This is a genomic window from Lachnospira eligens (genome assembly GCF_009680455.1).
GTDB classification, from domain to species: domain Bacteria; phylum Bacillota; class Clostridia; order Lachnospirales; family Lachnospiraceae; genus Lachnospira; species Lachnospira eligens_A.
Window position 1 is genome coordinate 85,068 of sequence record NZ_WKRD01000002.1, and the last position, 23,301, is coordinate 108,368.

Below are 23,301 nucleotides of genomic sequence, written 5' to 3' on the forward strand. Positions count from 1 at the left end.
ATTATAAGCCTTTACCTTCAATGAAATATCTTACAACCTCTTCAACAAGCTCGTCTCTTTCAGCCTTCATAATAAGGCTTCTTGCATTGTTATGGCTTGTAATATATGTTGGGTCACCAGACATAATATAACCTACTATCTGGTTAACCGGATTGTACCCCTTCTCTTTAAGTGCAAGATATACCTGCTCAAGTATTCCTTCTACTGAAATTGTCTTCTCTGGCTGAGTTTTAAAAAATTGAGTGTTGTTATCTACCATATCTACCACGCCCTTTCGTATATTGTTTATAATATAATAAATATGCGAATTATACAAGTGCCTGACATAAAAAAGATTGTAAAAAAAATGTAAAACTGCCCGGACGGCATGAATTTGTCCGGGCAGTTCTGTTATTATATAATATGATTAATGCATTAATTAAGGTATCCGCCATCCGAATCCGGCATCATCCCCATTGTAATATTGAGATTACCATTCCTTACTCTTAACTCATCTATGAACTGCTTCTGCTCGCTCTCGTATTTCATCCTGCATTCATAGGTAAGTTCAAACATTGTACCCATATTAGTTGTCTTTACTTTTCTAAGTACATTTTCACTAAGATACTTATCAAATATATCATCAAATACTGCCATATAGTTAAGATTCTCTGGAATTGTGATTCTTAACTGTTTTCTATGTGCATCTCTTGTTCCAAATCCTGTTACCGATAACACTACAAATACAAGAAGAATTATTACTGCGAAGCACCCTGCAAATGTCACAAAACCAAGTCCGCATGCAAGACCTGTTGCCATTGCAAAAAACACTACTGAAATATCTTTAGCACTTCCCGGTGCTGAACGGAATCTTACTAAAGCAAAAGCTCCCGCCATTGAAAACGCTCTTGCAACATTACTTCCTACAAGAAGAATAACTGCTGCCACTATTGCTGGTAAAAGAGCAAGACCTATTATAAAGCTTTTATTATATCCATCCTTCTTTGATACAAGTGTATACACAAAAGCAATCACTAAACCAATAACAACTGCTACTAATATTCCTAACATTGACTGGCTAATGCTGATTGTATTCTCTGATGTTGATGTAAAGATTGATTCAAACATATATTTTCTCCTTTATACATTAAGCTTGTGTAATTCGTAAGGACATACTGCTTATATTCAGTACCATACTTAGAAAACGATACCGGGTAAACATTAAGTCCTGATATTATCTTAGTAAACCACAGCGGAACAGCGCCGCTTATCTTAACTTCCATTAAATACTGACCATCCGGCAAAAGCTTCTTTCCATAGCTTCCATGCTCGAGTCTTATATCTTCCCTTCTGGTCGTAATATTTTTATCAAATGTAATTCTGAAATCACCGTCATCTTTCTCAAAGTATGCAAATCTGTCATATGAAAGATAAACTTTAGGCTGCAAATGGTAGAAATTCTTGAAGTAATCTATCTCCTTAAGCACCTGCCTGTTTATTCTTCCTTCATGGTTATCTGGACATATGTCGTCATCAAGAAAATCATATGCCTCCTGAAGCGTCATTGAAGTTCTTCTTTTATTGACAATACCATCGTACTTCTTCTTAATCTCTACAAAGACGTTATCTGTAAGCTCTGGCGTCCCATAAGCTCTCAGTCTTAACTTTTCTTTGTATACCGGTTTCTCAATAGAAGCTCTTATAAGCTGATCATTCTCAGTATCATAATATATGTTGCTGATTCTGTACGCCTCACCATTTCTGTTATACGCATCCGGATTCATATAATCAGCTATCTGGTAAGTCAGTTTATGAAAAGTATCTTCATCTATAATGTATTTCTTCTCATAACGGTTGAAAACTTCAATTGCCATATCAGGCACTCCTTTCTGTCTCTTTCGTTCTTACAAGTAAGATATTAATTGGAAAATGTGACCAATCTATGTAAAAAATAAGTAAAATCAGTGTAGTTTTGTGAAAAAACCACACAAACATTACTTTGTTGCAGAATAGTAGGTTTACAAAAGCATCTGATAACATCCATATATCATCTAAGACCTACTAATGGCTTATAACTTTATAATTTAGTAGGTTTCTAGCGCCGGTTAGTTATATCTAATCATTTGTTTTTCTTTCTTCTAACGTCAAAAACACCCACTAAATCACTGGTATGAAATGTTTTAATGGGTCTTTGACAATTTCTCATGTTAAAAGTTCTAAAAATAAGCCTACTAAATTCCAGTTTTCTTAATATCTAGTAGGTTTTAGCAGATTACCAAGCAATTACTGCAGTCCAATATGCAGCCGAAGTCAAAAAAGGATGCCACTTTCGCGGCATCCTTCAAAAAAACTACTTCATATGTACATCAAGCTGGTTGAACGGAATCTCAATTCCATTCTCATCAAATATATTCTTATATCTTTCAAGCAGGTTAAATCTTACATTCCAGTAGTCTGCTGTATTAACCCAGGCTCTTGTCTCAAGTGTTACACAGCTTTCATCAAGGCTCTTGACAACAACCAGAATATCCTTGTCCTTAAGTATCCCCTTCTCACTATTAATAACCTGTTCAAGAAGCTTCTTGGCTTTAGGAATATCTGATGAATAGCCAATTCCTATCTGAATATCAATTCTTCTTGTATTCTCTGCACCTACGTTAACAATGCTTGAATTAGAAAGTGAACCGTTCGGGAGCATTACTACTTTATTATCAATAGTAACAAGCCTTGTGTAAAGAATCTCTATAGACTTTACAGTTCCTTCATTAGTTCCGACTATAATATAATCACCAACCTTAAAAGGCTTGAATATAAGAATAAGAATTCCTCCTGCAAAGTTTGAAAGGCTTCCCTGCAGGGACATACCAATCGCAAGTGCTGCAGAGCCAAAAAGTGTGAGCAGTGATGTCGTCTGAAATCCCAGCTTATCCACAACTATCATGATAAGTATTGCATACATTACAAACTTAAGCACTGATACCACAAAATTAACAACGCCTTTATCTAGCGTGCTTCTGTCCAGTATCTTCTTTACAAGCTTATCAAGTACCCTGATTATCTTCTTGCCAATAAACCATATTAAGACAGCAATAACAATTTTACCAATAAGTGAAACCGACCAGTTTCCTAAATCATTGAGAAGCTGCTTAACATGGGCAATAGAAAAGAATCTGGTTATCTCACCTGTTTCCTGCTGGATTGTTGTGGCTGCATCTGCCACAAGTCCTATGAATCCCATAGCTGATCCCCCTTTGTATTATTTCATCTTCTTTTTAAGCTGTTCTAACTTCTTCTTAGTCTCTATATCAATCTCTTCACTTGCACGCGCTGCTTCTTCTGCTTTTCTTACAGCTTCTTCCTTAGCCTGAAGTGCTTCCATGCAGGCTTTCTCTGCCTGTTTTCTTGCTTCAACCGCCCGCTTTGCTTCCTCTGCTGCAGCAAGTTCAAGCATTTCAGCCTCTGCTGCCTTTCTCATGGCTTCCTTCTTTGCAATTGCAGCCCTCTTTAATACAGCGATTTCCTCGAGTTCAAGCTGTGTATACGGTTCACTGTTATATATAACGAATGAAAGTCCAGGAAGTGTAATATCAATATATTCCATATCATCACCATCATTATCTGATTTGATAATCTGTCCATTAACCTTCTCGTCTCCACCGAACTTCTTCCAATCACTGTTAAATACTTCCTTATACTTTCCACGCACATCAACGTGAAGTCTGTAGTTTTCCCTCCTAACAGGAGTAAAATTCACAGCAATCACAAGCTTATTACCCTTGCTGTCAGCTCTCTGCATTGCAATAACAGTCTCTTCCGGATTAGAATTCTCGAGCCACATAAATCCATCAGGGTCATTGTCAAGCTCATATAGAGCCGCATTTTTCGCATAGAACTTATTAAGCTCCGACATGAATTTCTCAAGTCCTGCATCCTGTCCTGCTGCAAACATCTTGCTTCCCGGATGTGCATACATGAATCCAAGTGCAGCCTTGATATCTGACAAATGTGCCTTCTCATCACTGCCTGACACCATATCCACAAATGCTTTCTCCCTGAAATCATCATGATTGAGCGAGAGCATGAAATCCTCTCCGTAATTATAGAGCATTCCATATGTCAGCTTGTCATACTCACCTTTTCTGAACAGCGGGTCAGTTCCCATGAATTCAAGAAAATCCTTAGTCCAGCAGTTATTCTGCTTATAAGTAAACATAAGAGGGTCATCATTATCTGCCGCAGTAACTCCAAACCAGCCGCTTGATTCTTCTGCTATTGTAAAACAGCCATCGCCACGTTTAGCAATATATTTGTTCATAGTCTTAAGAAATTCGATTGCGTCAAGATTCTCATTGCCGCCATACATGTTAGGTGTCCATGTGCCTGGCTGCTTACCATAATCGAGGTAAAGCATTGAAGCAACACCGTCAATTCTGATGCCGTCAATATGGTAATCATTAAGCCACATTAATACGCTTGATAAAAGAAAACTTCTTACAGCGCCTTTCTTGTAGTCAAATGTGACAACATCCCACTCAGGATGCTTCTCTAGTGATGGCTTAAGATATCCGTAAGCATCTGCCCCGTCAAAATCATACAATCCCTTAACTTCTGTACCAAAGTAAGCACCATTCCAGTCAATTATTACGCCAATTCCAGCGTTATGGCAGTCATCAACCAGCTTTTTAAATGCATCACTGCCGCCTGTTCGGTGTGTCACCGCAAAATATCCCAATGTCGAATATCCATTCATCTCCTCATTAAGATACTCTGCAACCGGAAGGAAACATACATGTGTATATCCCTCCTGCTTTACAAAATCCACAAGCTCATCTGCACTTTTTTCTTTCAGCCAGTCAGTAAGTGACACCTCATATACTGTTACGGGCTTCTTCTTTCCTGCTTCTTTCTTTCTCTTTATCATCCATAGCCCATCGTTCCATGCATATGAATCAGGCATATTCTCATCACTTACCACTGATGCAGTAATTGGAACTGATGATATCTGTCTTGATACAGGGTCTAACTTTCTTGTAGTTCCCTTACCCTGTCTCTTAATTTCATACATATATCCGCATCCGGCTGCAAGTCCCGGAATAAACAGTTCAAATACTCCTGTATCCTCAATTCTTTCCATTAAGTGGACTCTGCCGTCGTATTTGTTAAACTCTCCTACGACACTTACGCTGAGTGCCTTAGGTGCCCATACATTAAAAAGCACTCCCTTCACGCCATTGACAGTTCTTTCATGAGCGCCGAATATATGTGCTGCATTTTTCTCTTCTCCTGCAAGAAATGCTTTGTAATCTTCCGGTTTCGTAACATTTGCAAATGCGTATGAATCCGTATATTCTGTGACCTCTCCATTAACCTTCTCCACTGAGTATGTGTATGAAAGCTTTTTCTTAGATGAAACAAGTGCTGCAAAAAATCCCGCTTCATCAACCTTTTCCATATTAACAGCAGTTTTTCTACCATCTATATGCAGCTTAACTGTCACTGCATCCGGACGCATTATCTGTATAAGCAGTCCCTTACTGGTAACATGTGCCCCAAGCAGCTCCTTTGGCTTGTCACACTCTGCATATACAATCCCCTCTATCTCCGGCCAGTTCATCAGGCCGTATAAGTTTTTATTCATACATTACCCCCATCCACTGTTTAAAGCATTCCGTCCATGATGACACCTGTGGTTCATAATGTCCCATATTCTTAGTCGCAGTCTCTCGTGTGCCAAGTCCAAGACCATGAGTACCTTTAGCATATACATGATAATCAAACGGAATCTCCTGTTTTCTTAACGCCTCTACCATAAGTAATGAATTTTCAAGCGGAACTGTCTTATCTTCACATGTATGCCATATGAATGCAGGTGGTGTGTCCTTATCCACTCTCTTTTCTATAGACACTTCATCTATAAACTCATCATATTTTTCCCCAAGACTTCTCTCAAATGATGCCCTGTGTGCATCAATTCCTGATGTAATTACAGGATAACCTAACAGCATGCCATCAGGCTTAACATACTCATGACTGCAGTGAAGTACATTTTCCAGAAGATAATCAAGTCTTTTTGAATTCCATCCGGTTCCAAGAAGTCCGGCAACATGACCTCCTGCTGAAAATCCTGCGATAATGATTTTGTCAGGATCAACGTCCCACTCTGCTGCATTATCTCTTACATACTTCATTGTATAGGCTGCCTCATAAAGCTGTGCAGGATACGTAACAGGTGCAAGACTGTATCTCAATACAACAGCATTATACCCCATATCAAGCATCTTAATAGCTATAGCTTCTCCTTCTCTTGGAGAATGATGATTATATCCGCCACCCGGACAGATAACAATAAGAGGTCTCTTAAACGGATCCTGATCCTTAGGGAACACATCCTTGATATAAGTTGTTATTGTGGCACTGCCCTGCTGCTTTATCCCTAGCTCCTCATATGGTAATTCTATAGTAAATGTTTCGTGTAACATTATTTTCTCCTCCTAACTGAATTATTCTGTATATTATGTCTGTAGTGTAGTGGTGGTGATGTGCGTATATTTTCGTGTGTGGTCGATTTATGACGAGCTGTGTGGGAGTTAATGCCGTTAGATGCATAAGCGCTGTGAATGAAAGCTCGTTCAAGCGAAGCGCGTTTGCTTTCGTTCACAGTAAAAAACTTTGCAGATAACGGCATTTACTCCCACTAAGCGCAGGAATCATGAGACCATGCACGAAAATATACACACATCACCCTTCAGCACATCTACACCGAAAATACATAAAATCCACTTAAAATCTATGTATGAAAAGTCCGCTTCTAAGTTTAGGCTCAAACCATGTTGATTTAGGTGGCATTAATAGTCCTGCGTCTGCTACTGCAAATAATTCGCCTATTGATGTTGCATACATTGAGAATGCCAATACACAATCTTCTGAGCATCTTCTCTCAAGCTCGCCTAAACCGCGGATTCCGCCTACGAAGTCTATTCTCTTATCTGTTTTAGGGTCGTGGATTCCTAAGAGTGGCTCTAAGACGTTGTTCTGGAGTACTGCTACATCTAATCCGTCTACCGGGTCGCTGCTTAAGATTTCTTCTTTGGCTGTGAGTGTGTACCATTTTTTGCCAAGATACATTCCGAATTCACCTTTCTTAGAAGGTGCAACCTGTGTGCTACTCTCGCTTACAGTGAATTTATCTTTAATCTTTGCCATGAACTCTTCTTCACTTAAACCATTCAGGTCCTTTACAACTCTGTTATATGGCATTATCATAAGTTCTTCGTCTGGGAATAATACTGACAGGAAATAATTGAACTCTTCATTGCCTGTATATCCCGGATTAGCTTCTCTTCTGCGTAAACCTACCTTTACAGCAGAAGCTGCCCTGTGGTGTCCATCCGCAATATATATCTGGTTGATTCCTGCAAATGCGTTCTCTATAGCCTCTACAGATTCTTTACTGCTTATTTTCCAGACCTGATGTCTTATTCCATCAACCGCTGTAAAACTGTATACAGGCTTTTCCTGCTTAGCTTTGGCAACCTCTGCACTTATTACTGCATTAGCTCTGTATGCCAGGAATATAGGACCAGTCTGGGCACTGCATGTATCAACATGGTTAATTCTGTCTAATTCCTTATCAGCTCTTGTGTTCTCATGCTTCTTAATAACATTATTAAGATAATCATCAATAGAAGCACATGCTACAATTCCTGTCTGTGTCCTTCCATCCATTGTAAGCTCATACACATAATATGCCTTGTCCTTATCTGTTATAAATGTTCCATCATCTATAGCTTCCATAAGCATATCATGGGCTTTCTTATATACCTGCTCACTATACATATCAACTGATTCATCAAACTGGGTCTCTGCCCTGTCAATCTTAAGAAATGATAATGGTTCTCTTTCCACCTCTGCTCTTGCTTCCTTTGAATCATACACATCATAAGGAAGAGCTGCTACTCTGTCTGCCACTTTCTCAGCCGGTCTGACACATTCAAATGGTCTTATTACTGCCATACTAACCTCCATCCGCACTATTTAACTTAAGTACTATACTTTCATATATTAGATATATTTTAACATTCAGACGACCTTAATACAAGAAAGACCAGCCAAATGTTACAACAAATGACTGGTCTTTGATATTATTCTCATTACATATGATTACTTAATAACTCTTACCTTGATAACACCTTCAATTGCTGAAAGCTCTTCAACTACTGCCTCTGGTGCAGATGCTTCAATATCTAAGAGAGAATATGCATAATCACCTCTTGACTGGTTAGCCATAGATGATATATTGATGCCTGCAGCACCAAGAACTGTTGTTATCTTACTGATAACCGTTGGAACATTCTTGTGGCATACAGTAATTCTTCCTTTAGTTGCACATACTCCGCAATCACAGTTAGGATAATTAACTGAATTGACAATATTACCGTTCTCGATAAAGTTTCTAAGCTCATTAACTGCCATAATAGCACAGTTATCTTCAGCTTCTGCTGTTGAAGCTCCAAGATGAGGAAGAACAATTGCTCCTTCCATCTTAGCTGTTGTTGGGTTAGGGAAATCTGAAACATAAGTCTTAACTCTTCCAGACTTAAGTGCCTCACCGATAGCAGCTTCATCAACAAGTACATCTCTTGCACAGTTGATAATTACTGTTCCATCCTGCATAAGGTCAAATGCTTCCTTATTAATCATTCCCTTAGTGCTGTCAAGTGCAGGAACATGAACTGTAATATAGTTACATTCCTTATAGATATCCTTAACATCAGATATGTACTTAACTTCACTTGAAAGATTCCATGCAGCCTTAACTGAAACATATGGGTCATATCCGTATACTTCCATTCCAAGTGCTATAGCTGCATTGGCAACTAACTGTCCAATTGCTCCAAGACCGATAACACCAAGCTTCTTGCCCTTGATTTCCTGTCCTGCAAATGCTTTCTTAGCCTTCTCAGTTGCCTTGGCAATATCAGGGTCTTCTGCATTATCTGCAACCCACTTGTTACCACCGATTAAATCTCTTGATGCTAAAAGCATAGCTGCAATAACCTGTTCCTTAACTGCATTAGCATTAGCTCCTGGTGTGTTGAATACAACAATACCTTCCTCTGCACATTTGTCAAGAGGAATATTATTAACGCCAGCTCCTGCTCTTGCAATTGCAAGAAGATTATCACTAAGCTCCATATCATGCATCTTGGCACTTCTTACAAGTACAGCCTGTGCATCTTCAAATGAGCTTTCTGTATTATACTCATCAGAAAAAAGCTTCAAACCACATGCCGCTATATTATTAAGACAATTAACATTAATCATTATGCATTCTCCTTCTCGAACTTCTTCATAAATTCAACAAGCTTCTCTACACCTTCGATTGGCATAGCATTGTAGATAGATGCTCTCATACCGCCAACTGTTCTGTGTCCCTTAAGGTTAACAAATCCTGCAGCTGCAGCTTCCTTAATGAACTTAGCTTCCATAGCATCCTTAGCTTCTTTATCTTCAATGTTGCATACAAAAGGTACATTCATAAGTGAACGGTCTTCCTTAACAACTGTTCCCATGAATAACTTGCTCTCATCAAGGAAATCATAAAGAATCTTAGCCTTCTTCTCATTGTGTTCCTTCATTGCTGAAAGTCCACCCATCTTCTTAATCCACTTGAACACCTTGCCACAGATATAGATATTGTAGCATGGTGGTGTATTATAAAGAGAATCTGCATCTGCCTGTGTCTTCCACTTAAGCATTGTAGGAGTTCCTGGAAGAACGTCATCTGTTATAAGGTCTTCTCTGATAATAGCAATTACAACGCCTGCTGGTCCGATGTTCTTCTGGACACCGCCGTATACAACGCCGTACTTAGTTACATCCATAGGTTCTGATAAGAAGCATGATGAAACATCTGATACAAGAATATGACCCTTAGTGTTAGGTAATGTCTTATACTTTGTTCCGTAAATTGTGTTGTTCTCACAGATATATACATAGTCAAGATCCTCTGGAATATCAAGATCTGAGCAGTCTGGAATATATGAAAATGTCTTGTCTGCTGATGAAGCAAGCTCAACAGCCTCTCCATATATCTTAGCTTCTGCAAATGCTTTCTTAGCCCACTGTCCTGTAAGGATATAACCTGCTTTCTTATTCTTCATAAGGTTCATAGGCACTTCAGCGAAGAACTGCGATGCACCACCCTGTAAAAATAACACCTTATAGTTATCTGGGATGTTAAGAAGGTCTCTTAAATCCTTCTCTGCCTCTTTGATGATGTTGTCATAAACCTTGGATCTGTGGCTCATTTCCATTACCGACTGACCGCTTCCCTGGTAATCTAACATTTCATCTGCTGCTTCTTTGAGTACTTCCTCTGGTAAAACAGCTGGACCAGCGCTAAAGTTATAAACTCTACTCACCTTTTCTTCCTCCTAAAATATAAAATATTAAGAACTATTTTAGTCCTTTATCACATTAAAGTCAATATATGAATTATTTCTTGTTATTCAGGTCTTCTCTGTCGAATGCCTCTGAGATTGCAGCCCCCGGTGAAACCATAGGGAATACCTTGTCTTCTCTGTCAATATGACAGTCAATAACACATGGAATATTGAGTTCGATTGCTTCTTTAAATGCTTTCTCAAACTCCTCTATTGTATCAACACTGTAAGCCTTGGCTCCCATTCCTTCTGAAACCTTAACAAAATCTACCTGATCATCAAGAACTGTAGCTGAATATCTCTTGCCATAGAAAAGATCCTGCCACTGTCTAACCATACCAAGTACATGGTTATTAAATATAACTTCAATAATAGGAATGTTATATCTGGTTGCTGTTGCAACTTCATTCATATTCATACGGAAGCAGCCATCACCTGCAATATTAACAACTGTCTTATCCTTACGTCCAACCTTGGCACCTATACATGCACCAAGACCATATCCCATAGTTCCAAGTCCGCCTGATGTAAGAAGTGTTCTTGGCTCTTTGAACTTATAATGCTGTGCAGCCCACATCTGATGCTGTCCAACATCTGTTGTAATAATTGCATCACCATTTGTAATTTCGTATATCTTTTCCATTATAAGAGGTCCGTTAAGAATATCCCTGTTATATCTCATAGGATAATCAAGCTTATAAGACTTGATGTGTTCCATCCAGTCTGAGTGATCCTGATTGTCTAACTTATCATTGATTCTCTTAAGAATCTCTTTAGCATCTCCGAGTACATGTGCATCTGTCCTGACATTCTTGTTAATCTCAGCTGCATCAACATCAAACTGCAGAATCTTTGCATTCTTAGCGAATTTCTTAGCATTTCCAGTAACACGGTCTGAGAATCTTGCACCAACCACGATAAGAAGATCACACTCTGAAACTCCGTAGTTAGATGTCTTAGTACCATGCATACCAAGCATTCCTGTATATCTTTCATTAGATCCGTCAAATGCGCCCTTACCCATAAGTGAGTCACATACCGGCGCATCAACCTTCTCAACAAACTTCTTAAGTTCATCAGATGCCTCTGATATAACAGCTCCGCCACCAACGAATACATATGGCTTCTTAGCTTTCTTAATAAGTGTTACTGCCTTGTCAATATCTTCTTCCTTAATGCTTGCTGTAATTCTCTCTACAGGCTTTGGAACTCTTGGTGAGTACTCACACTCTGCTGCTGTTACATCCTTAGTAACATCAACTAATACCGGACCCGGTCTTCCTTCCTTGGCAATTCTGAAAGCATTTCTTAATGTCTTGGCAAGGTCCTTTACATTCTTAACAATATAGCTGTGCTTTGTAATTGGCATTGTAACACCCGCTATATCAATCTCCTGAAAGCTGTCTCTTCCAAGAAGAGGAACTGTTACATTACATGTAATTGCAACCATAGGAACTGAATCCATATATGCAGTTGCAATACCTGTTACAAGGTTAGTCGCTCCAGGACCTGATGTTGCAAAACATACACCAACCTTACCTGTTGCTCTTGCATATCCATCAGCAGCGTGCGATGCACCCTGCTCATGTGATGTAAGAATATGAGTTATCTCATCTGAATGCTTATAAAGAGCATCATATACATTAAGAATAGCTCCACCAGGGTATCCAAATATTGTATCAACGCCCTGTTCTTTCAAGCATTCAACAATTATCTCTGAACCATTTAACTTCATTTATCTTCTCCTGATTTCTCTTTAATGTCTTTTTATAATTATATTAAATATTACTCTTCTGCTGAACTTTTAAGAATAGCTCCTCTGTTTCCTGATGTAACGAGTGAAGCGTATCTCTTTAAGTATCCTGTTGTTACCTTAGGTTCTCTTGGCTGCCACTTAGCCTTTCTTGCAGCAAGCTCTTCATCTGAAACTTTAAGTTCAAGTTTTAGTCCCGGAATATCAATGCTGATGATATCTCCTTCTTCAACTAAAGCAATAGGTCCGCCAACAGCAGCCTCTGGTGATACATGACCAATAGAAGCTCCACGGCTTGCACCTGAGAATCGTCCATCTGTAATAAGAGCAACCGATGAGCCAAGTCCCATACCTGCAATGGCTGATGTAGGATTAAGCATTTCTCTCATACCAGGACCACCCTTAGGACCTTCGTAACGGATAACAACTACATCACCTTCAACTATCTTACCACCCTTAATAGCAGCAATTGCATCTTCTTCTGAATCAAATACTCTTGCCGGGCCTTCATGTACAAGCATCTCTGGAACAACTGCTGAACGCTTGACTACTGATCCGTCTGGTGCAAGATTTCCTGAAAGAACTGCAAGACCACCTGTCTTACTGTATGCATTATCAACTGTTCTTATGACTTCAGGATTACGGTTGTATGCTGTTGCTATACACTCTCCGATTGTCTTTCCTGAAACTGTCATGCAGTCTGTATTAAGAAGTCCGATATCTGCAAGCTCTTTCATAACTGCATATACACCGCCTGCTTCATTAAGGTCTTCCATGTATGTTGGACCTGCTGGTGCAAGATGGCAGAGATTAGGAGTCTTTTCGCTTATTGGGTTAGCGAATTTGATATCAAAATCAAATCCTATCTCATGTGCAATAGCTGGAAGGTGAAGCATTGAATTAGTAGAACATCCAAGTGCCATATCTACTGTAAGGGCATTCATAATAGAATCCTTAGTGATGATATCTCTTGCTGTGATTCCCTTATTAACCATATCCATAACAGCCATGCCTGCGTGCTTTGCAAGCTTGATTCTCTCTGAATATACGGCTGGAATTGTACCATTGCCTCGAAGTCCCATACCAAGTGCCTCTGTAAGGCAGTTCATTGAATTGGCTGTGTACATGCCTGAACATGAACCACATGTTGGGCATACCTTTTCCTCAAACTCAAGTACATCTTCCTCTGTCATTGTTCCTGCTGCATATGAACCAACAGCCTCAAACATTGAAGAAAGGCTTCTCTTCTTCCCCTTAACATGACCTGCAAGCATTGGTCCGCCTGATACGAATACAGTTGGAAGATTAAGTCTCGCTGCTGCCATTAAAAGTCCGGGAACATTCTTATCACAGTTAGGAACCATTACAAGTCCGTCAAACTGATGTGCAATTGCCATACACTCTGTTGAATCTGCAATTAAATCTCTTGTTACTAAAGAATATTTCATTCCGACATGTCCCATTGCAATACCATCGCATACCGCAATAGCAGGGAATACTACAGGCACACCGCCTGCCTCAGCAACTCCTAATTTAACTGCATTGACAATCTTATCAATATTCATATGACCTGGTACAATCTCATTATAAGAGCTTACAATACCAATCATAGGTTTCTTCATCTCTTCTGCTGTGAAGCCAAGTGCATTAAAAAGGCTTCGTGCAGGTGCCTGCTGCATACCACTTCTGGCGTTATCACTTATCATAGCTTATCTCCTTAATATGTATTATTTAAATGTATTAAACTCTCTCTGCGATTAAGTCGCCCATCTTGTCAGTTCCTACAAGTGTGCATCCTTCTGACATAATATCAGTTGTTCTGTAGCCTTCCTTTAAAACAGCTGCAACTGCTGCTTCAATAGCATCTGCTTCCTTGTCAAGATCAAGTGAATATCTTAACATCATGGCTGCACTGAGAATTGTAGCAATTGGATTAGCAACATTCTTTCCTGCAATATCAGGTGCTGAACCATGGCTTGGCTCATAAAGACCTAACTTAGTCTTATTAAGGCTTGCACTTGATAACATTCCGATTGAACCTGTTATCATACTTGCCTCATCTGATAATATGTCTCCAAACATGTTCTCAGTAAGAATAACATCGAACTGTCCAGGATTCATAACAAGCTGCATAGCACAGTTATCTACAAGCATGTCTGAAACTTCAACTTCCGGATAATCCTTTGCAACCTCATGTACAATCTTTCTCCATAGTCTTGAAGAATCAAGAACATTTGCCTTATCAACGCTTGTTACTTTCTTTCTTCTCTTCATTGCAATCTCAAATCCCTTAATTGCAATTCTTCTGATTTCTTCTTCGTTGTATGTAAGTGTATCAACGGCTGTCTCCAATCCGTCAATTTCCTTAGTATATCTATCACCAAAGTAAAGGCCGCCTGTAAGCTCTCTCATAATGACCATATCAAATCCATCACCGATTATTTCTTCCTTCAATGGACACGCTGCCTTAAGTTCATCATAAAGATATGCCGGACGTAAATTAGCAAAAAGTCCTAATTCCTTACGAATCTTTAAAAGTCCCGCTTCTGGTCTTAAATTAGGTGCAACATCATACCACTTGGAATTACCTACATTGCCTCCAACTGCTCCAAGAAGTACAGCATCAGATGCTTTAGCTGTTGCTACTGCTTCATCTGTAAGTGGAACGCCATACTCATCAATTGAGCATCCACCCATAAGAATCCTGGTATAATCGAACTTGTGACCGTATTTGTCAGCCACACTGTCAAGCACTTTCACAGCCTCTCTGACGATTTCTGGTCCTATTCCATCACCTGGAATTAAAGTTATTCTGCTTTCCATAAACCTTTACCCCTTTTTCATATGATAATTCAATTTAATATGATATAACATTTGCGCAACATTTTCAATAAAAAAAGGATTCCTGGCCAGACAAATGTGTCTGACCCGGAACCCTGCTTTAATTAATTGCCTTTAATTATTCTGCTGATGTGCTGTCTGATGGCTTCTCAACCTGAGCAATTGCCTTCTTCTGCATTGATATACGGCAATTCTTGTTGTTACCGAATTCTACGATTACATCATCTTCTGATATATCGATAAGAACACCATAGAAACCGCTTGTTGTAAGAACATAATCACCGATTTCCATAGAATCCATAAGTTCCTGCTGACGCTTCTGTTCCTTCTTCTGTGGCTTGATTGCCATGAAATACATCATTGCACCAATAATTACGACATAAAAAACTATGATAGCAATATTCATTGATACTCCTCCTTAAAAATGTCTCTTTCAAACTTAACATATAATACATAATTGAGAGCTGCTTGTCTACCTCAAAATGTATTTTTAACAAAATATTTATAAACATACAGCATTACTGCTTATCATATGTCTTCATCTGATATAATGCCTCTTCCTTGAAGCCTGCATATCTTCCTTCTTCAATCGCAGCTCTTATGTCTGTCATGAGATGGTTGTAATAGTAAAGATTATGAAGAACGCAAAGACGCATTCCAAGCATTTCCTTAGCCTTAAGAAGATGCCTTACATATGCTCTTGAATAATTCTGACAGCATGGACATCCACAGCCTTCTTCAATTGGTGCTGTATCTGTTTCATACTTTGCATTAAAAAGGTTAATCTTTCCGAACTTAGTATATACATGTCCGTGACGGCCATTTCTTGAAGGATATACACAGTCGAAGAAATCAATTCCTCTGTCCACTGCCTCTAATATATTGGCAGGTGTTCCCACTCCCATAAGATATGTCGGCTTATCTTTTGGAAGATATGGCACTACATTATCGAGTACATCATACATTTCCTCATGTGTTTCACCAACAGCAAGCCCGCCTACTGCATAACCATCAAGATCTAACTCTGATATTCTCTTGGCGTGGTCAATTCTTATATCATTAAATACGCCACCCTGATCTATACCAAAAAGCATCTGTTCAGGATTAACCGTATCAGGAAGTGAGTTCAGTCTTGCCATCTCTTTCTTGCAACGCTCTAACCAGCGGTATGTTCTGTCAACAGAATTCTGGATATACTTTCTGTCAGCCTTTGCCGGCGCACATTCGTCAAATGCCATTGCGATTGTTGAACCAAGATTAGACTGTATCTGCATGCTTTCCTCTGGTCCCATGAATATCTTATGTCCGTCAATATGTGACTGGAAAGTAACGCCTTCTTCTTTAATCTTACGGAGTCCTGCAAGTGAAAACACCTGAAATCCGCCCGAATCTGTAAGAATCGGTTTATTCCAGTTCATGAACTTATGAAGTCCTCCAAGCTGCTTTATAATCTTATCTCCCGGTCTTACATGAAGATGGTAAGTGTTAGATAATTCTATCTGCGTTCCTATCTGCTGTAAATCAGTTGTCGCAACTGCGCCTTTAATGGCCGCAACTGTTCCGACATTCATAAATACAGGTGTCTGCACAGTTCCATGTACTGTTGTGAACTCTGCTCTTTTTGCCCTGCCATCTGTCTTTAAAATTTTATACATATCTGCTCCTTTTATTTTCTGTAAAACTCTTTAACTCTGTCCATTCTAGCCGTCATATTGTCAAATATCAGGTCAACAAGTGTAAGTGCTGTCATAGCTTCAACCACAACAACTGCTCTTGGAACTATCATCGGATCATGTCTTCCTTTGATTGAAACCTCGATATCCTCGCCCTGCTTATTAACAGTTTCCTGCAATGCACTAATTGAAGGTGTCGGTTTTACCGCTGCCCTGAACACAATCTCATCACCGTCGCTTATTCCGCCAAGCACTCCGCCGCTGTGATTAGTCAGCTTGCCAACCCTGCCATCCTTCATTACGAATTCATCATTATTATACTTTCCTGTAACTTTAGCCGCTTCAAACCCGTCTCCAATCTCAAAGCCTTTGACAGCCCCGATTGACATTATTGCCTTGGCAAGATTAGCATCTAGCTTTTCAAATGTAGGATTGCCAATTCCAGTCATCATTCCTGTAACCCTGCATTCAATGACACCACCGATTGAATCTCCAACTGACATCTTGCTCTCTGCAAAAGCCTTAACCTTCTCTGCAGCTTCCTTATCAGGCATGTTAAATGCGTTATTATCTCTTTCAGCTATATCAAACTTATCATAATCAATGCCAATTCCACCGATTTCTTTAGCATATGCTGTAATATTAATTCCAAGCTCTTTAAGAATCTTCATAGCGATTGCACCGGCTGCAACTCTTCCGATAGTTTCTCTTCCAGAACTTCTTCCTCCGCCTCTGTAATCCCTGAATCCGAATTTCTCGTCAAATGTATAATCAGCATGTCCCGGTCTGTAATAATTAGCTATCTCTGAATAGTCAGCAGACCTCTGTGTCTTATTATATACTGCAAGTGATATTGGAGTCCCGGTAGTCTTGCCTTCAAATACACCTGAAAGAATATGTACCTCATCATCTTCCTTTCTTGGTGTAGTAAACTTTGACTGACCTGGTTTTCTTCTGTCTAACTGCTCCTGAATATCTTCCTCACAAATAGGCAGACCTGCAGGACACCCGTCAATTACAACTCCAAGTCCCTCTCCATGCGACTCTCCCCATGTTGATATCTTAAATATATTTCCAAACACTGAACCTGCCATAATATATTCTCCTCATCTTTTCAATAGGATTTATTTTAACATATTAAAATATATATCATCAAGCAAAACCCCAATTTATTAATTTTTTCTTATTTTTATTTTTTTCTTAATAGTCAAATGTATTTTATATGGTAAAATAAATATATCAATATATTGAATGGAGTTTATTATGGGAACTGTTATAGGAATTGATTTAGGAACAACTAACAGCTGTGTGGCTGTTATTGAAGGTGATACGCCTACTGTCATCACCAGCAAAGAAGGCTACCGCACAACTCCTTCTGTTGTAGCCTTTACGAAATCAAAGGAACTGATTGTTGGTGATGCCGCCAAGAGACAGGCTGCCGTCAACTCTGACAGAACTATATTCTCTATCAAGAGACACATGGGTACGGACTATCGCAAGAAGATTGACGGAAAGTATTATACCCCCCAGGAAATCTCTGCATTTATACTTATGAAGTTAAAGGAAGACGCCGAAGATTTCTTGGGACAGCCTGTGACAGACGCTGTTGTAACTGTGCCTGCCTATTTTACTGACGCTCAGAGACAGGCTACTAAAGACGCCGGTAAGATTGCCGGGCTTAACATATTAAGAATTATCAACGAGCCTACTTCTGCCGCTCTCGCGTACGGACTTGACAATGGTATGGCACAGAAGGTTCTTGTGTATGACTTAGGTGGTGGAACTTTCGATGTATCTGTTATCGATATCGGTGATAATGTCATTGAAGTTCTTGCAACTTCAGGTGACAATCACTTAGGTGGTGATGATTTCGATGAAAGAATAGTTAATTATCTTGTCGAGCAGTTTAAGATAAGTGACGGTATCAATCTTTCAAAGGACGTCTCTGCAATGCAGCGTTTAAGAGAAGAAGCTGAGAAAGCAAAGAAGGAGCTGTCTTCTTCTGTGACAACTAATATTAATCTTCCTTTTATCGCTATGTCTAAGGACGGACCGCACCACATTGATATCACTTTATCAAGACAGACATTTAATGAGCTTACTGCTGACCTTGTAGACAGAACAATCACCCCTGTTGAGAATGCACTGCATGATGCAGGTCTTTCCAAGACAGACATTAATATGGTTTTATTGGTTGGTGGTTCTACAAGAATCCCTGCTGTTGCTGATAAAGTAAGACAGCTTATGGGAAAAGAGCCATCAAGAAATCTTAATCCTGATGAATGTGTAGCCCTTGGAGCTGCCGTTCAGGGTGGCAAGCTTGGAAACCAGCTTCAGGCCGGTTCTGCTGCTTCTGAAATCATACTTATGGATGTAACTCCAATGTCTCTTTCTATTGAGACTATGGGTGGAATTGCAAGCAGGCTTATTGAAAGAAACACTACCATTCCTACAAGACACAGCCAGATATTTACTACTGCCGGCAATTTCCAGACATCCGTTGATATCAAGGTTTTTCAGGGTGAACGAAAGTTTACAAGAGACAATAAACTGCTTGGCAACTTCCGTCTTAACGGTATTAAGCGTGCGATGGCAGGAGTCCCACAGATTGAAGTAACATTTGACATTGATGTTAATGGTATTGTCAATGTATCTGCAAAGGATTTAGGTACCGGAAGGGAACAGAGCATTACTATTACTTCAAGCTCTAACATGACCGAAGAAGAGATTGCAAAAGCCCGCTGGGAAGCCGAAATCTACAGCAAGCAGGACGAAGCATACCAGAGTTTCATTGACATAAGGGAGGATGCTGTAAAGACTCTTAACGAGGCTAACAACGCACTTGCCGCCAATAAAAAGGTCTGGGAGAAGGATAAGAAAAAGAATGTTAAGGCTCAGATTGGACATCTTGGCAAGCTTATATCTAAAGCTCCTATTGACAAGCTTAATGAGGAGAAAGCAGCTTCCATGCATGAGGCTTCGGAAGCTGTGAAAGAAACTTTAAGGTAGTGGCGAAAAAGACCAGTTCAGATATTTCCCGAACTGGTCTTTTTATTTTCTTGTTATTTCTCTAGTTCTTCGTATGCAAATAACATTTTTTCTGTGTTATCTACATAATATTTCTGTTCTTTCTGAAAATATTTTACAAGACTGCTGTAATCATTTGCATGCTGTGCTTTGTTAAGACTTCTGTAATACTCTGCTTTATTATCATCCCTTATGATTATTGGAATTATGTTATTGTCTAAACATTGTTTCAGTATTATCATTCTTCCAACCCTTCCATTGCCATCCTGAAATGGATGTATAAGTTCAAATTGGGCATGGAATTTTGCTATTTTGTCTATACTGACTTCATTGGAATTATTGTATTCTTCTATGAGGTTATGAATCTTCTCTGGCACTTCCTGCGGCAAAGCCACATTAATATCACTTACTCTGTTTTCTCTCTTCTTCCAGTCTCCTATAGCATAACCATTTGCAAAATCTTCAAACACGCCTTCTTTGAGATTTCTATGCATACCTTTAATCAGATCTTCATCCAATGGTGCTTCTATATTTTTCATTATATAATTAAACATTTTAAAATGTCCGTTCATTTCCTCTATATCTTTAGCCCGGAATATTACTTCTGTATCATCAGTATATAATGTACCTGTTTCGAACATAGATGCTGTCTGCTTTTCTGTAAGAGTACTTCCCTCAATTCTGTTTGAATTATATGCCATACTTCTCTGCGTATATCCATACACACCGCTTCTATCCTGCTTTTTAAATTCTATAAGTAAACGCTCTTTTAATCTTTTCATAAAAATATCTTCATTCATAACATTTTTCCTTCTCTATAAAATCCGCTATATTTACTCTGCAACTGATAATATTGTACCATTTAGCTGATGATTATTACAACATTTACATTAATCCAGATAGGAATTTACTCCGCTTTCTTTCCTTTTACATTAACTATGCAGATTCCTATGCACACTAATACTAACGCTATTAATGCATTTATTCCAAGCTCTCTGCTTCCTTCTCCAAGCCACCAGGCTGAAAGAAGTACACCGAATACAGGGTTGGTGAAGCCAAAGATTGCCACTTTGGATACCGGGTTATGCTTTAACAGTATTCCCCATATTGAGTAGGCTACGGCTGATATGCATGCGAGATAGAATAACATTAGTATTGCTGATACTGACACGTGTGTAATTCTACCGCCCATCACAAGTCCTAATATAATCATTACTATTCCACCGAATATGAACTGATAACCGCTCAACATTACCGGATTGTCTTTCTTTGAATAGTTCTTCATAAGGCATGATGAAAATGCATATGACAACGCACATAAGAACAGACTTCCGTCACCCATAATGCTTAAGTTCATGTCGATTTTCTGTCCATTCATGCTGACTACGATAACACCTGCAAAACCAATCACACAGCCGATAATTTTCTTCAGATTCAGCTTTTCCTGTCTGAATATAATTGTCGATACAAGTATTACAAAAAATGTGTTAGAACCATTTATTATTGACGCTTTCACTCCGCTATTGTGTGCAAGTCCGATATAGAAGAATATGTACTGCAGAATTGTCTGGAACATTGCCAGTTTTACAATGTTTGGTACACTTGATTTCGTTGGAAGCAGCATTTTTCTGTTAAGAATACTTCCAATTAAGATTGTAAGCACTCCTGCAAAAACAAATCTTGTTCCTGCAAATAATACCTGTGTCCATGTTTCACTTGACGGTATCTTAAACAGCGCATATCCTAATTTGATACAAGGCGATGCGCTTCCCCAAAGGAATGTACACACAAGTGCAAGGGCGCACACCACCCATGTTTTCTGTAAAAAATCTTTTTTCTCGTTTGTTTTTTCCATGATTAATCTCCTGTTTTTCTAATATTATTGCTAATTATAATGTCATTCATAATCTGACAGGTTTTCTCCCTGACACCTGCCATTTCCATATAATCTGAAAATCTTTTTGCAACATCTTCTATATACGATATTATTGCATCACATTTTCTCTTGCTTACTCCCATGTTTATTCCACATTTTATCAAATCACCATAACTTATATCTGAACTTTTTCCATTTATAAGCATCTGATGTGCTTTCAACCACATATTGCTGCTGTCATATGCAAATGTGACATCATATGCTGGTGACAATCTCCAGACACCATTCTTATCCATCAGAAAAGAAACATTTTTTACATGATCATCCTGATTAATCAGAATAACATTAAAAACCATTCTTCTATAAAATTGTTCCACATCTGAATATGGTATACCTAGTCTATTCATATAATATGCTGCCTGTTCATAACTGCATAATCCCGGAATATTGTAATCTATATGTGAAATTGCTCCTAATGTCTGCATATGAATTTTTTTATTATTGTTCCTATCGAAACGTTTAGTTATAAAATGTGCATATCCGGCATCTTCAAGCAGACGGCATTCATTCATAATTACACCCGCTGCTTTTGCCATAAGATAATATCCGTATTCTATTCTTGTATATTCTACTGAATCTTCCAGATTATGATCCCCATTTTTAGATACTCCATCAAACTTCATAAGCCAGTATTCAAATCCATCACCAGCATTAATCTGTCCACTTTTTATTTCTCCCGTATCTTCATTCCATGCAATCAGCGCCTTTGCTCTTGCACCACCTGCAGATGTTCCCAATAGCACAAGCTGGCTATATCCAGCATTATCTTTCAGATTAATCAGCTTATCTTTTCTATCAGATAATACATCAGATGCAAACTCTACCATTTTCGATATATTAACATCCTCTATTGTACTGTCAAACGGACTTGTTGCTGGTATATATTCTAATGCACCCATACCTCTTTTTCCTGTATAGCACAGTCTGTCTATAACATTAAATTCACTAATTGATTTTCCCTGCTCAGCCAGCCATCTGTCTATAATTTTATTACCAAATTTATCTGGAAGTGAATCCGCTACCAATCCAGGTGCTCCATGAAATGCTGTCCTTGCAAGTTCCGGAAATTCATACACTCTTTCTGATAATGGCATATGTATAGGTGATACCTCAATATTACTCTTTAAAAAATCTTTATCATATTCAAATGCAACAACCCCATTTGCTTCATTCATATGAATTATTCCAATTCTTGTGCCCCAAAGCATTACCTCCGCTGTATTTATCATTCATCTTCCCCCCATTTAAATCCAGTATCTGCTTTTCTTTTTGCAGATGCTCTCTGCCTTGTTTTAACATTTTTCAAATAAGATGATGGCCGGTTGTTCATATCTGGTATGACATTCACGAAATTATTCATAAGCTCCATCGCATTCATTAATTTCATAAAATTAACAAGACTTATATCTTCTCCACTTTCAAACCGAGTAATACTTCTTAATGAAACGCCTGATTTATCCGAAAGTTCTTTCTGTGTTAATGGATAACTTATCCTATATGCCTTAAACCTGATAACAACTTCCTCATAATCACTAATCATAATTAAACATCTCCAAATCCATAAATCTTATATATCTTATTCAAATGTTTTTTGTATTGTATCACATTTGCAATTAATTAGCAATATATGGCGTGTTAAGTCATATT

Annotated in this window: 20 protein-coding genes; 1 reads left to right on the plus strand and 19 read right to left on the minus strand. The window is 38.7% G+C overall.

Going from position 1 to position 23,301, the window contains the following annotated elements; genetic code table 11:
• Window position 1: 1 nt before the first annotated feature.
• The 15 genes from GKE48_RS02370 to aroC form a co-directional block, all read right to left on the minus strand.
• Window positions 2–259 carry an IreB family regulatory phosphoprotein gene (locus GKE48_RS02370; protein ID WP_012739017.1) on the minus strand — a complete coding sequence of 86 codons (258 nt, stop codon included), beginning with the start codon at window positions 257–259 and terminating at the stop codon, window positions 2–4.
• A gap of 155 nt (window positions 260–414) precedes the next feature.
• A complete protein-coding gene (locus GKE48_RS02375) occupies window positions 415–1,107 on the minus strand; it encodes a DUF4956 domain-containing protein (protein WP_243138421.1) in 693 nt (230 codons plus the stop codon).
• Window positions 1,044–1,853, minus strand: a complete 810-nt coding sequence (locus tag GKE48_RS02380; RefSeq protein WP_154300369.1) for a polyphosphate polymerase domain-containing protein — start codon at window positions 1,851–1,853, stop codon at window positions 1,044–1,046. The genes GKE48_RS02375 and GKE48_RS02380 overlap by 64 nt, the downstream gene beginning before the upstream one ends.
• A 476-nt stretch (window positions 1,854–2,329) precedes the next feature.
• The gene (locus GKE48_RS02385) at window positions 2,330–3,217 is read right to left on the minus strand and encodes a mechanosensitive ion channel family protein (RefSeq protein WP_055286075.1); all 888 of its coding nucleotides are present in this window, start codon (window positions 3,215–3,217) and stop codon (window positions 2,330–2,332) included.
• A gap of 18 nt (window positions 3,218–3,235) precedes the next feature.
• Window positions 3,236–5,617: a GlgB N-terminal domain-containing protein gene (locus GKE48_RS02390; RefSeq protein ID WP_154300370.1), complete on the minus strand. Its 2,382-nt coding sequence runs from the start codon at window positions 5,615–5,617 to the stop codon at window positions 3,236–3,238.
• The gene (locus tag GKE48_RS02395) at window positions 5,610–6,458 is read right to left on the minus strand and encodes an alpha/beta hydrolase (protein ID WP_154300371.1); all 849 of its coding nucleotides are present in this window, start codon (window positions 6,456–6,458) and stop codon (window positions 5,610–5,612) included. The genes GKE48_RS02390 and GKE48_RS02395 overlap by 8 nt, the downstream gene beginning before the upstream one ends.
• 301 nt (window positions 6,459–6,759) lie before the next feature.
• Window positions 6,760–7,992, minus strand: a complete 1,233-nt coding sequence (locus tag GKE48_RS02400) for a DUF1015 domain-containing protein (protein ID WP_022097845.1) — start codon at window positions 7,990–7,992, stop codon at window positions 6,760–6,762.
• Window positions 7,993–8,139: 147 nt separating this feature from the next.
• A complete protein-coding gene (locus GKE48_RS02405; protein WP_055215443.1) occupies window positions 8,140–9,303 on the minus strand; it encodes a phosphoglycerate dehydrogenase in 1,164 nt (387 codons plus the stop codon).
• A complete protein-coding gene (gene serC / locus GKE48_RS02410; protein ID WP_012739008.1) occupies window positions 9,303–10,403 on the minus strand; it encodes a 3-phosphoserine/phosphohydroxythreonine transaminase in 1,101 nt (366 codons plus the stop codon). Before serC ends, GKE48_RS02405 begins: the two co-directional genes overlap by 1 nt.
• 73 nt (window positions 10,404–10,476) lie before the next feature.
• Window positions 10,477–12,159, minus strand: a complete 1,683-nt coding sequence (gene ilvB, locus GKE48_RS02415) for a biosynthetic-type acetolactate synthase large subunit (RefSeq protein ID WP_022097844.1) — start codon at window positions 12,157–12,159, stop codon at window positions 10,477–10,479.
• 50 nt (window positions 12,160–12,209) lie between these two features.
• Window positions 12,210–13,883 carry a dihydroxy-acid dehydratase gene (ilvD, locus tag GKE48_RS02420; RefSeq protein ID WP_022097843.1) on the minus strand — a complete coding sequence of 558 codons (1,674 nt, stop codon included), beginning with the start codon at window positions 13,881–13,883 and terminating at the stop codon, window positions 12,210–12,212.
• Window positions 13,884–13,917: 34 nt separating this feature from the next.
• Window positions 13,918–15,000, minus strand: coding sequence for a 3-isopropylmalate dehydrogenase (leuB, locus tag GKE48_RS02425; RefSeq protein ID WP_022097842.1), 1,083 nt, complete (start codon window positions 14,998–15,000; stop codon window positions 13,918–13,920).
• 136 nt (window positions 15,001–15,136) lie between these two features.
• On the minus strand, window positions 15,137–15,424 hold the full coding sequence (gene yajC, locus GKE48_RS02430; RefSeq protein ID WP_022097841.1) for a preprotein translocase subunit YajC: 288 nt from the start codon (window positions 15,422–15,424) through the stop codon (window positions 15,137–15,139).
• A 112-nt stretch (window positions 15,425–15,536) separates the two neighbouring features.
• The gene (gene tgt / locus GKE48_RS02435; protein WP_022097840.1) at window positions 15,537–16,673 is read right to left on the minus strand and encodes a tRNA guanosine(34) transglycosylase Tgt; all 1,137 of its coding nucleotides are present in this window, start codon (window positions 16,671–16,673) and stop codon (window positions 15,537–15,539) included.
• 11 nt (window positions 16,674–16,684) lie between these two features.
• On the minus strand, window positions 16,685–17,785 hold the full coding sequence (aroC, locus tag GKE48_RS02440; RefSeq protein ID WP_022097839.1) for a chorismate synthase: 1,101 nt from the start codon (window positions 17,783–17,785) through the stop codon (window positions 16,685–16,687).
• A 169-nt stretch (window positions 17,786–17,954) separates the two neighbouring features.
• Here aroC and dnaK point away from each other — a divergent pair, with 169 nt between their 5' ends.
• Window positions 17,955–19,700: a molecular chaperone DnaK gene (gene dnaK, locus GKE48_RS02445; protein ID WP_022097838.1), complete on the plus strand. Its 1,746-nt coding sequence runs from the start codon at window positions 17,955–17,957 to the stop codon at window positions 19,698–19,700.
• A 53-nt stretch (window positions 19,701–19,753) separates the two neighbouring features.
• On the opposite strand, the gene GKE48_RS02450 is transcribed toward dnaK, so the two are convergent.
• The 4 genes from GKE48_RS02450 to GKE48_RS02465 all read right to left on the minus strand — a co-directional run bounded on the left by GKE48_RS02450 (window position 19,754) and on the right by GKE48_RS02465 (window position 23,194).
• Window positions 19,754–20,518 (minus strand): Fic family protein, encoded by a 765-nt coding sequence (locus GKE48_RS02450; protein WP_022097837.1) that lies wholly within the window; start codon window positions 20,516–20,518, stop codon window positions 19,754–19,756.
• 107 nt (window positions 20,519–20,625) lie between these two features.
• On the minus strand, window positions 20,626–21,573 hold the full coding sequence (locus tag GKE48_RS02455) for a DMT family transporter (RefSeq protein ID WP_022097836.1): 948 nt from the start codon (window positions 21,571–21,573) through the stop codon (window positions 20,626–20,628).
• Window positions 21,574–21,575: 2 nt separating this feature from the next.
• On the minus strand, window positions 21,576–22,883 hold the full coding sequence (locus GKE48_RS02460) for a type II toxin-antitoxin system HipA family toxin (protein ID WP_022097835.1): 1,308 nt from the start codon (window positions 22,881–22,883) through the stop codon (window positions 21,576–21,578).
• Window positions 22,880–23,194, minus strand: a complete 315-nt coding sequence (locus tag GKE48_RS02465; protein ID WP_012738998.1) for a helix-turn-helix domain-containing protein — start codon at window positions 23,192–23,194, stop codon at window positions 22,880–22,882. The genes GKE48_RS02460 and GKE48_RS02465 overlap by 4 nt, the downstream gene beginning before the upstream one ends.
• Between the last annotated feature and the right edge of the window lie 107 nt (window positions 23,195–23,301).

Coding starts and splice junctions, on each gene's coding strand:
- GKE48_RS02370 (WP_012739017.1), bottom strand. CDS start 259: ATGGTAGATAACAACACTCAATTTTTTAAAACTCAGCCAGAGAAGACA.
- GKE48_RS02375 (WP_243138421.1), bottom strand. CDS start 1,107: ATGTTTGAATCAATCTTTACATCAACATCAGAGAATACAATCAGCATT.
- GKE48_RS02380 (WP_154300369.1), bottom strand. CDS start 1,853: ATGGCAATTGAAGTTTTCAACCGTTATGAGAAGAAATACATTATAGAT.
- GKE48_RS02385 (WP_055286075.1), bottom strand. CDS start 3,217: ATGGGATTCATAGGACTTGTGGCAGATGCAGCCACAACAATCCAGCAG.
- GKE48_RS02390 (WP_154300370.1), bottom strand. CDS start 5,617: ATGAATAAAAACTTATACGGCCTGATGAACTGGCCGGAGATAGAGGGG.
- GKE48_RS02395 (WP_154300371.1), bottom strand. CDS start 6,458: ATGTTACACGAAACATTTACTATAGAATTACCATATGAGGAGCTAGGG.
- GKE48_RS02400 (WP_022097845.1), bottom strand. CDS start 7,992: ATGGCAGTAATAAGACCATTTGAATGTGTCAGACCGGCTGAGAAAGTG.
- GKE48_RS02405 (WP_055215443.1), bottom strand. CDS start 9,303: ATGATTAATGTTAATTGTCTTAATAATATAGCGGCATGTGGTTTGAAG.
- ilvB (WP_022097844.1), bottom strand. CDS start 12,159: ATGAAGTTAAATGGTTCAGAGATAATTGTTGAATGCTTGAAAGAACAG.
- ilvD (WP_022097843.1), bottom strand. CDS start 13,883: ATGATAAGTGATAACGCCAGAAGTGGTATGCAGCAGGCACCTGCACGA.
- leuB (WP_022097842.1), bottom strand. CDS start 15,000: ATGGAAAGCAGAATAACTTTAATTCCAGGTGATGGAATAGGACCAGAA.
- yajC (WP_022097841.1), bottom strand. CDS start 15,424: ATGAATATTGCTATCATAGTTTTTTATGTCGTAATTATTGGTGCAATG.
- tgt (WP_022097840.1), bottom strand. CDS start 16,673: ATGTATAAAATTTTAAAGACAGATGGCAGGGCAAAAAGAGCAGAGTTC.
- aroC (WP_022097839.1), bottom strand. CDS start 17,785: ATGGCAGGTTCAGTGTTTGGAAATATATTTAAGATATCAACATGGGGA.
- dnaK (WP_022097838.1), top strand. CDS start 17,955: ATGGGAACTGTTATAGGAATTGATTTAGGAACAACTAACAGCTGTGTG.
- GKE48_RS02450 (WP_022097837.1), bottom strand. CDS start 20,518: ATGAATGAAGATATTTTTATGAAAAGATTAAAAGAGCGTTTACTTATA.
- GKE48_RS02455 (WP_022097836.1), bottom strand. CDS start 21,573: ATGGAAAAAACAAACGAGAAAAAAGATTTTTTACAGAAAACATGGGTG.
- GKE48_RS02460 (WP_022097835.1), bottom strand. CDS start 22,883: ATGATAAATACAGCGGAGGTAATGCTTTGGGGCACAAGAATTGGAATA.
- GKE48_RS02465 (WP_012738998.1), bottom strand. CDS start 23,194: ATGATTAGTGATTATGAGGAAGTTGTTATCAGGTTTAAGGCATATAGG.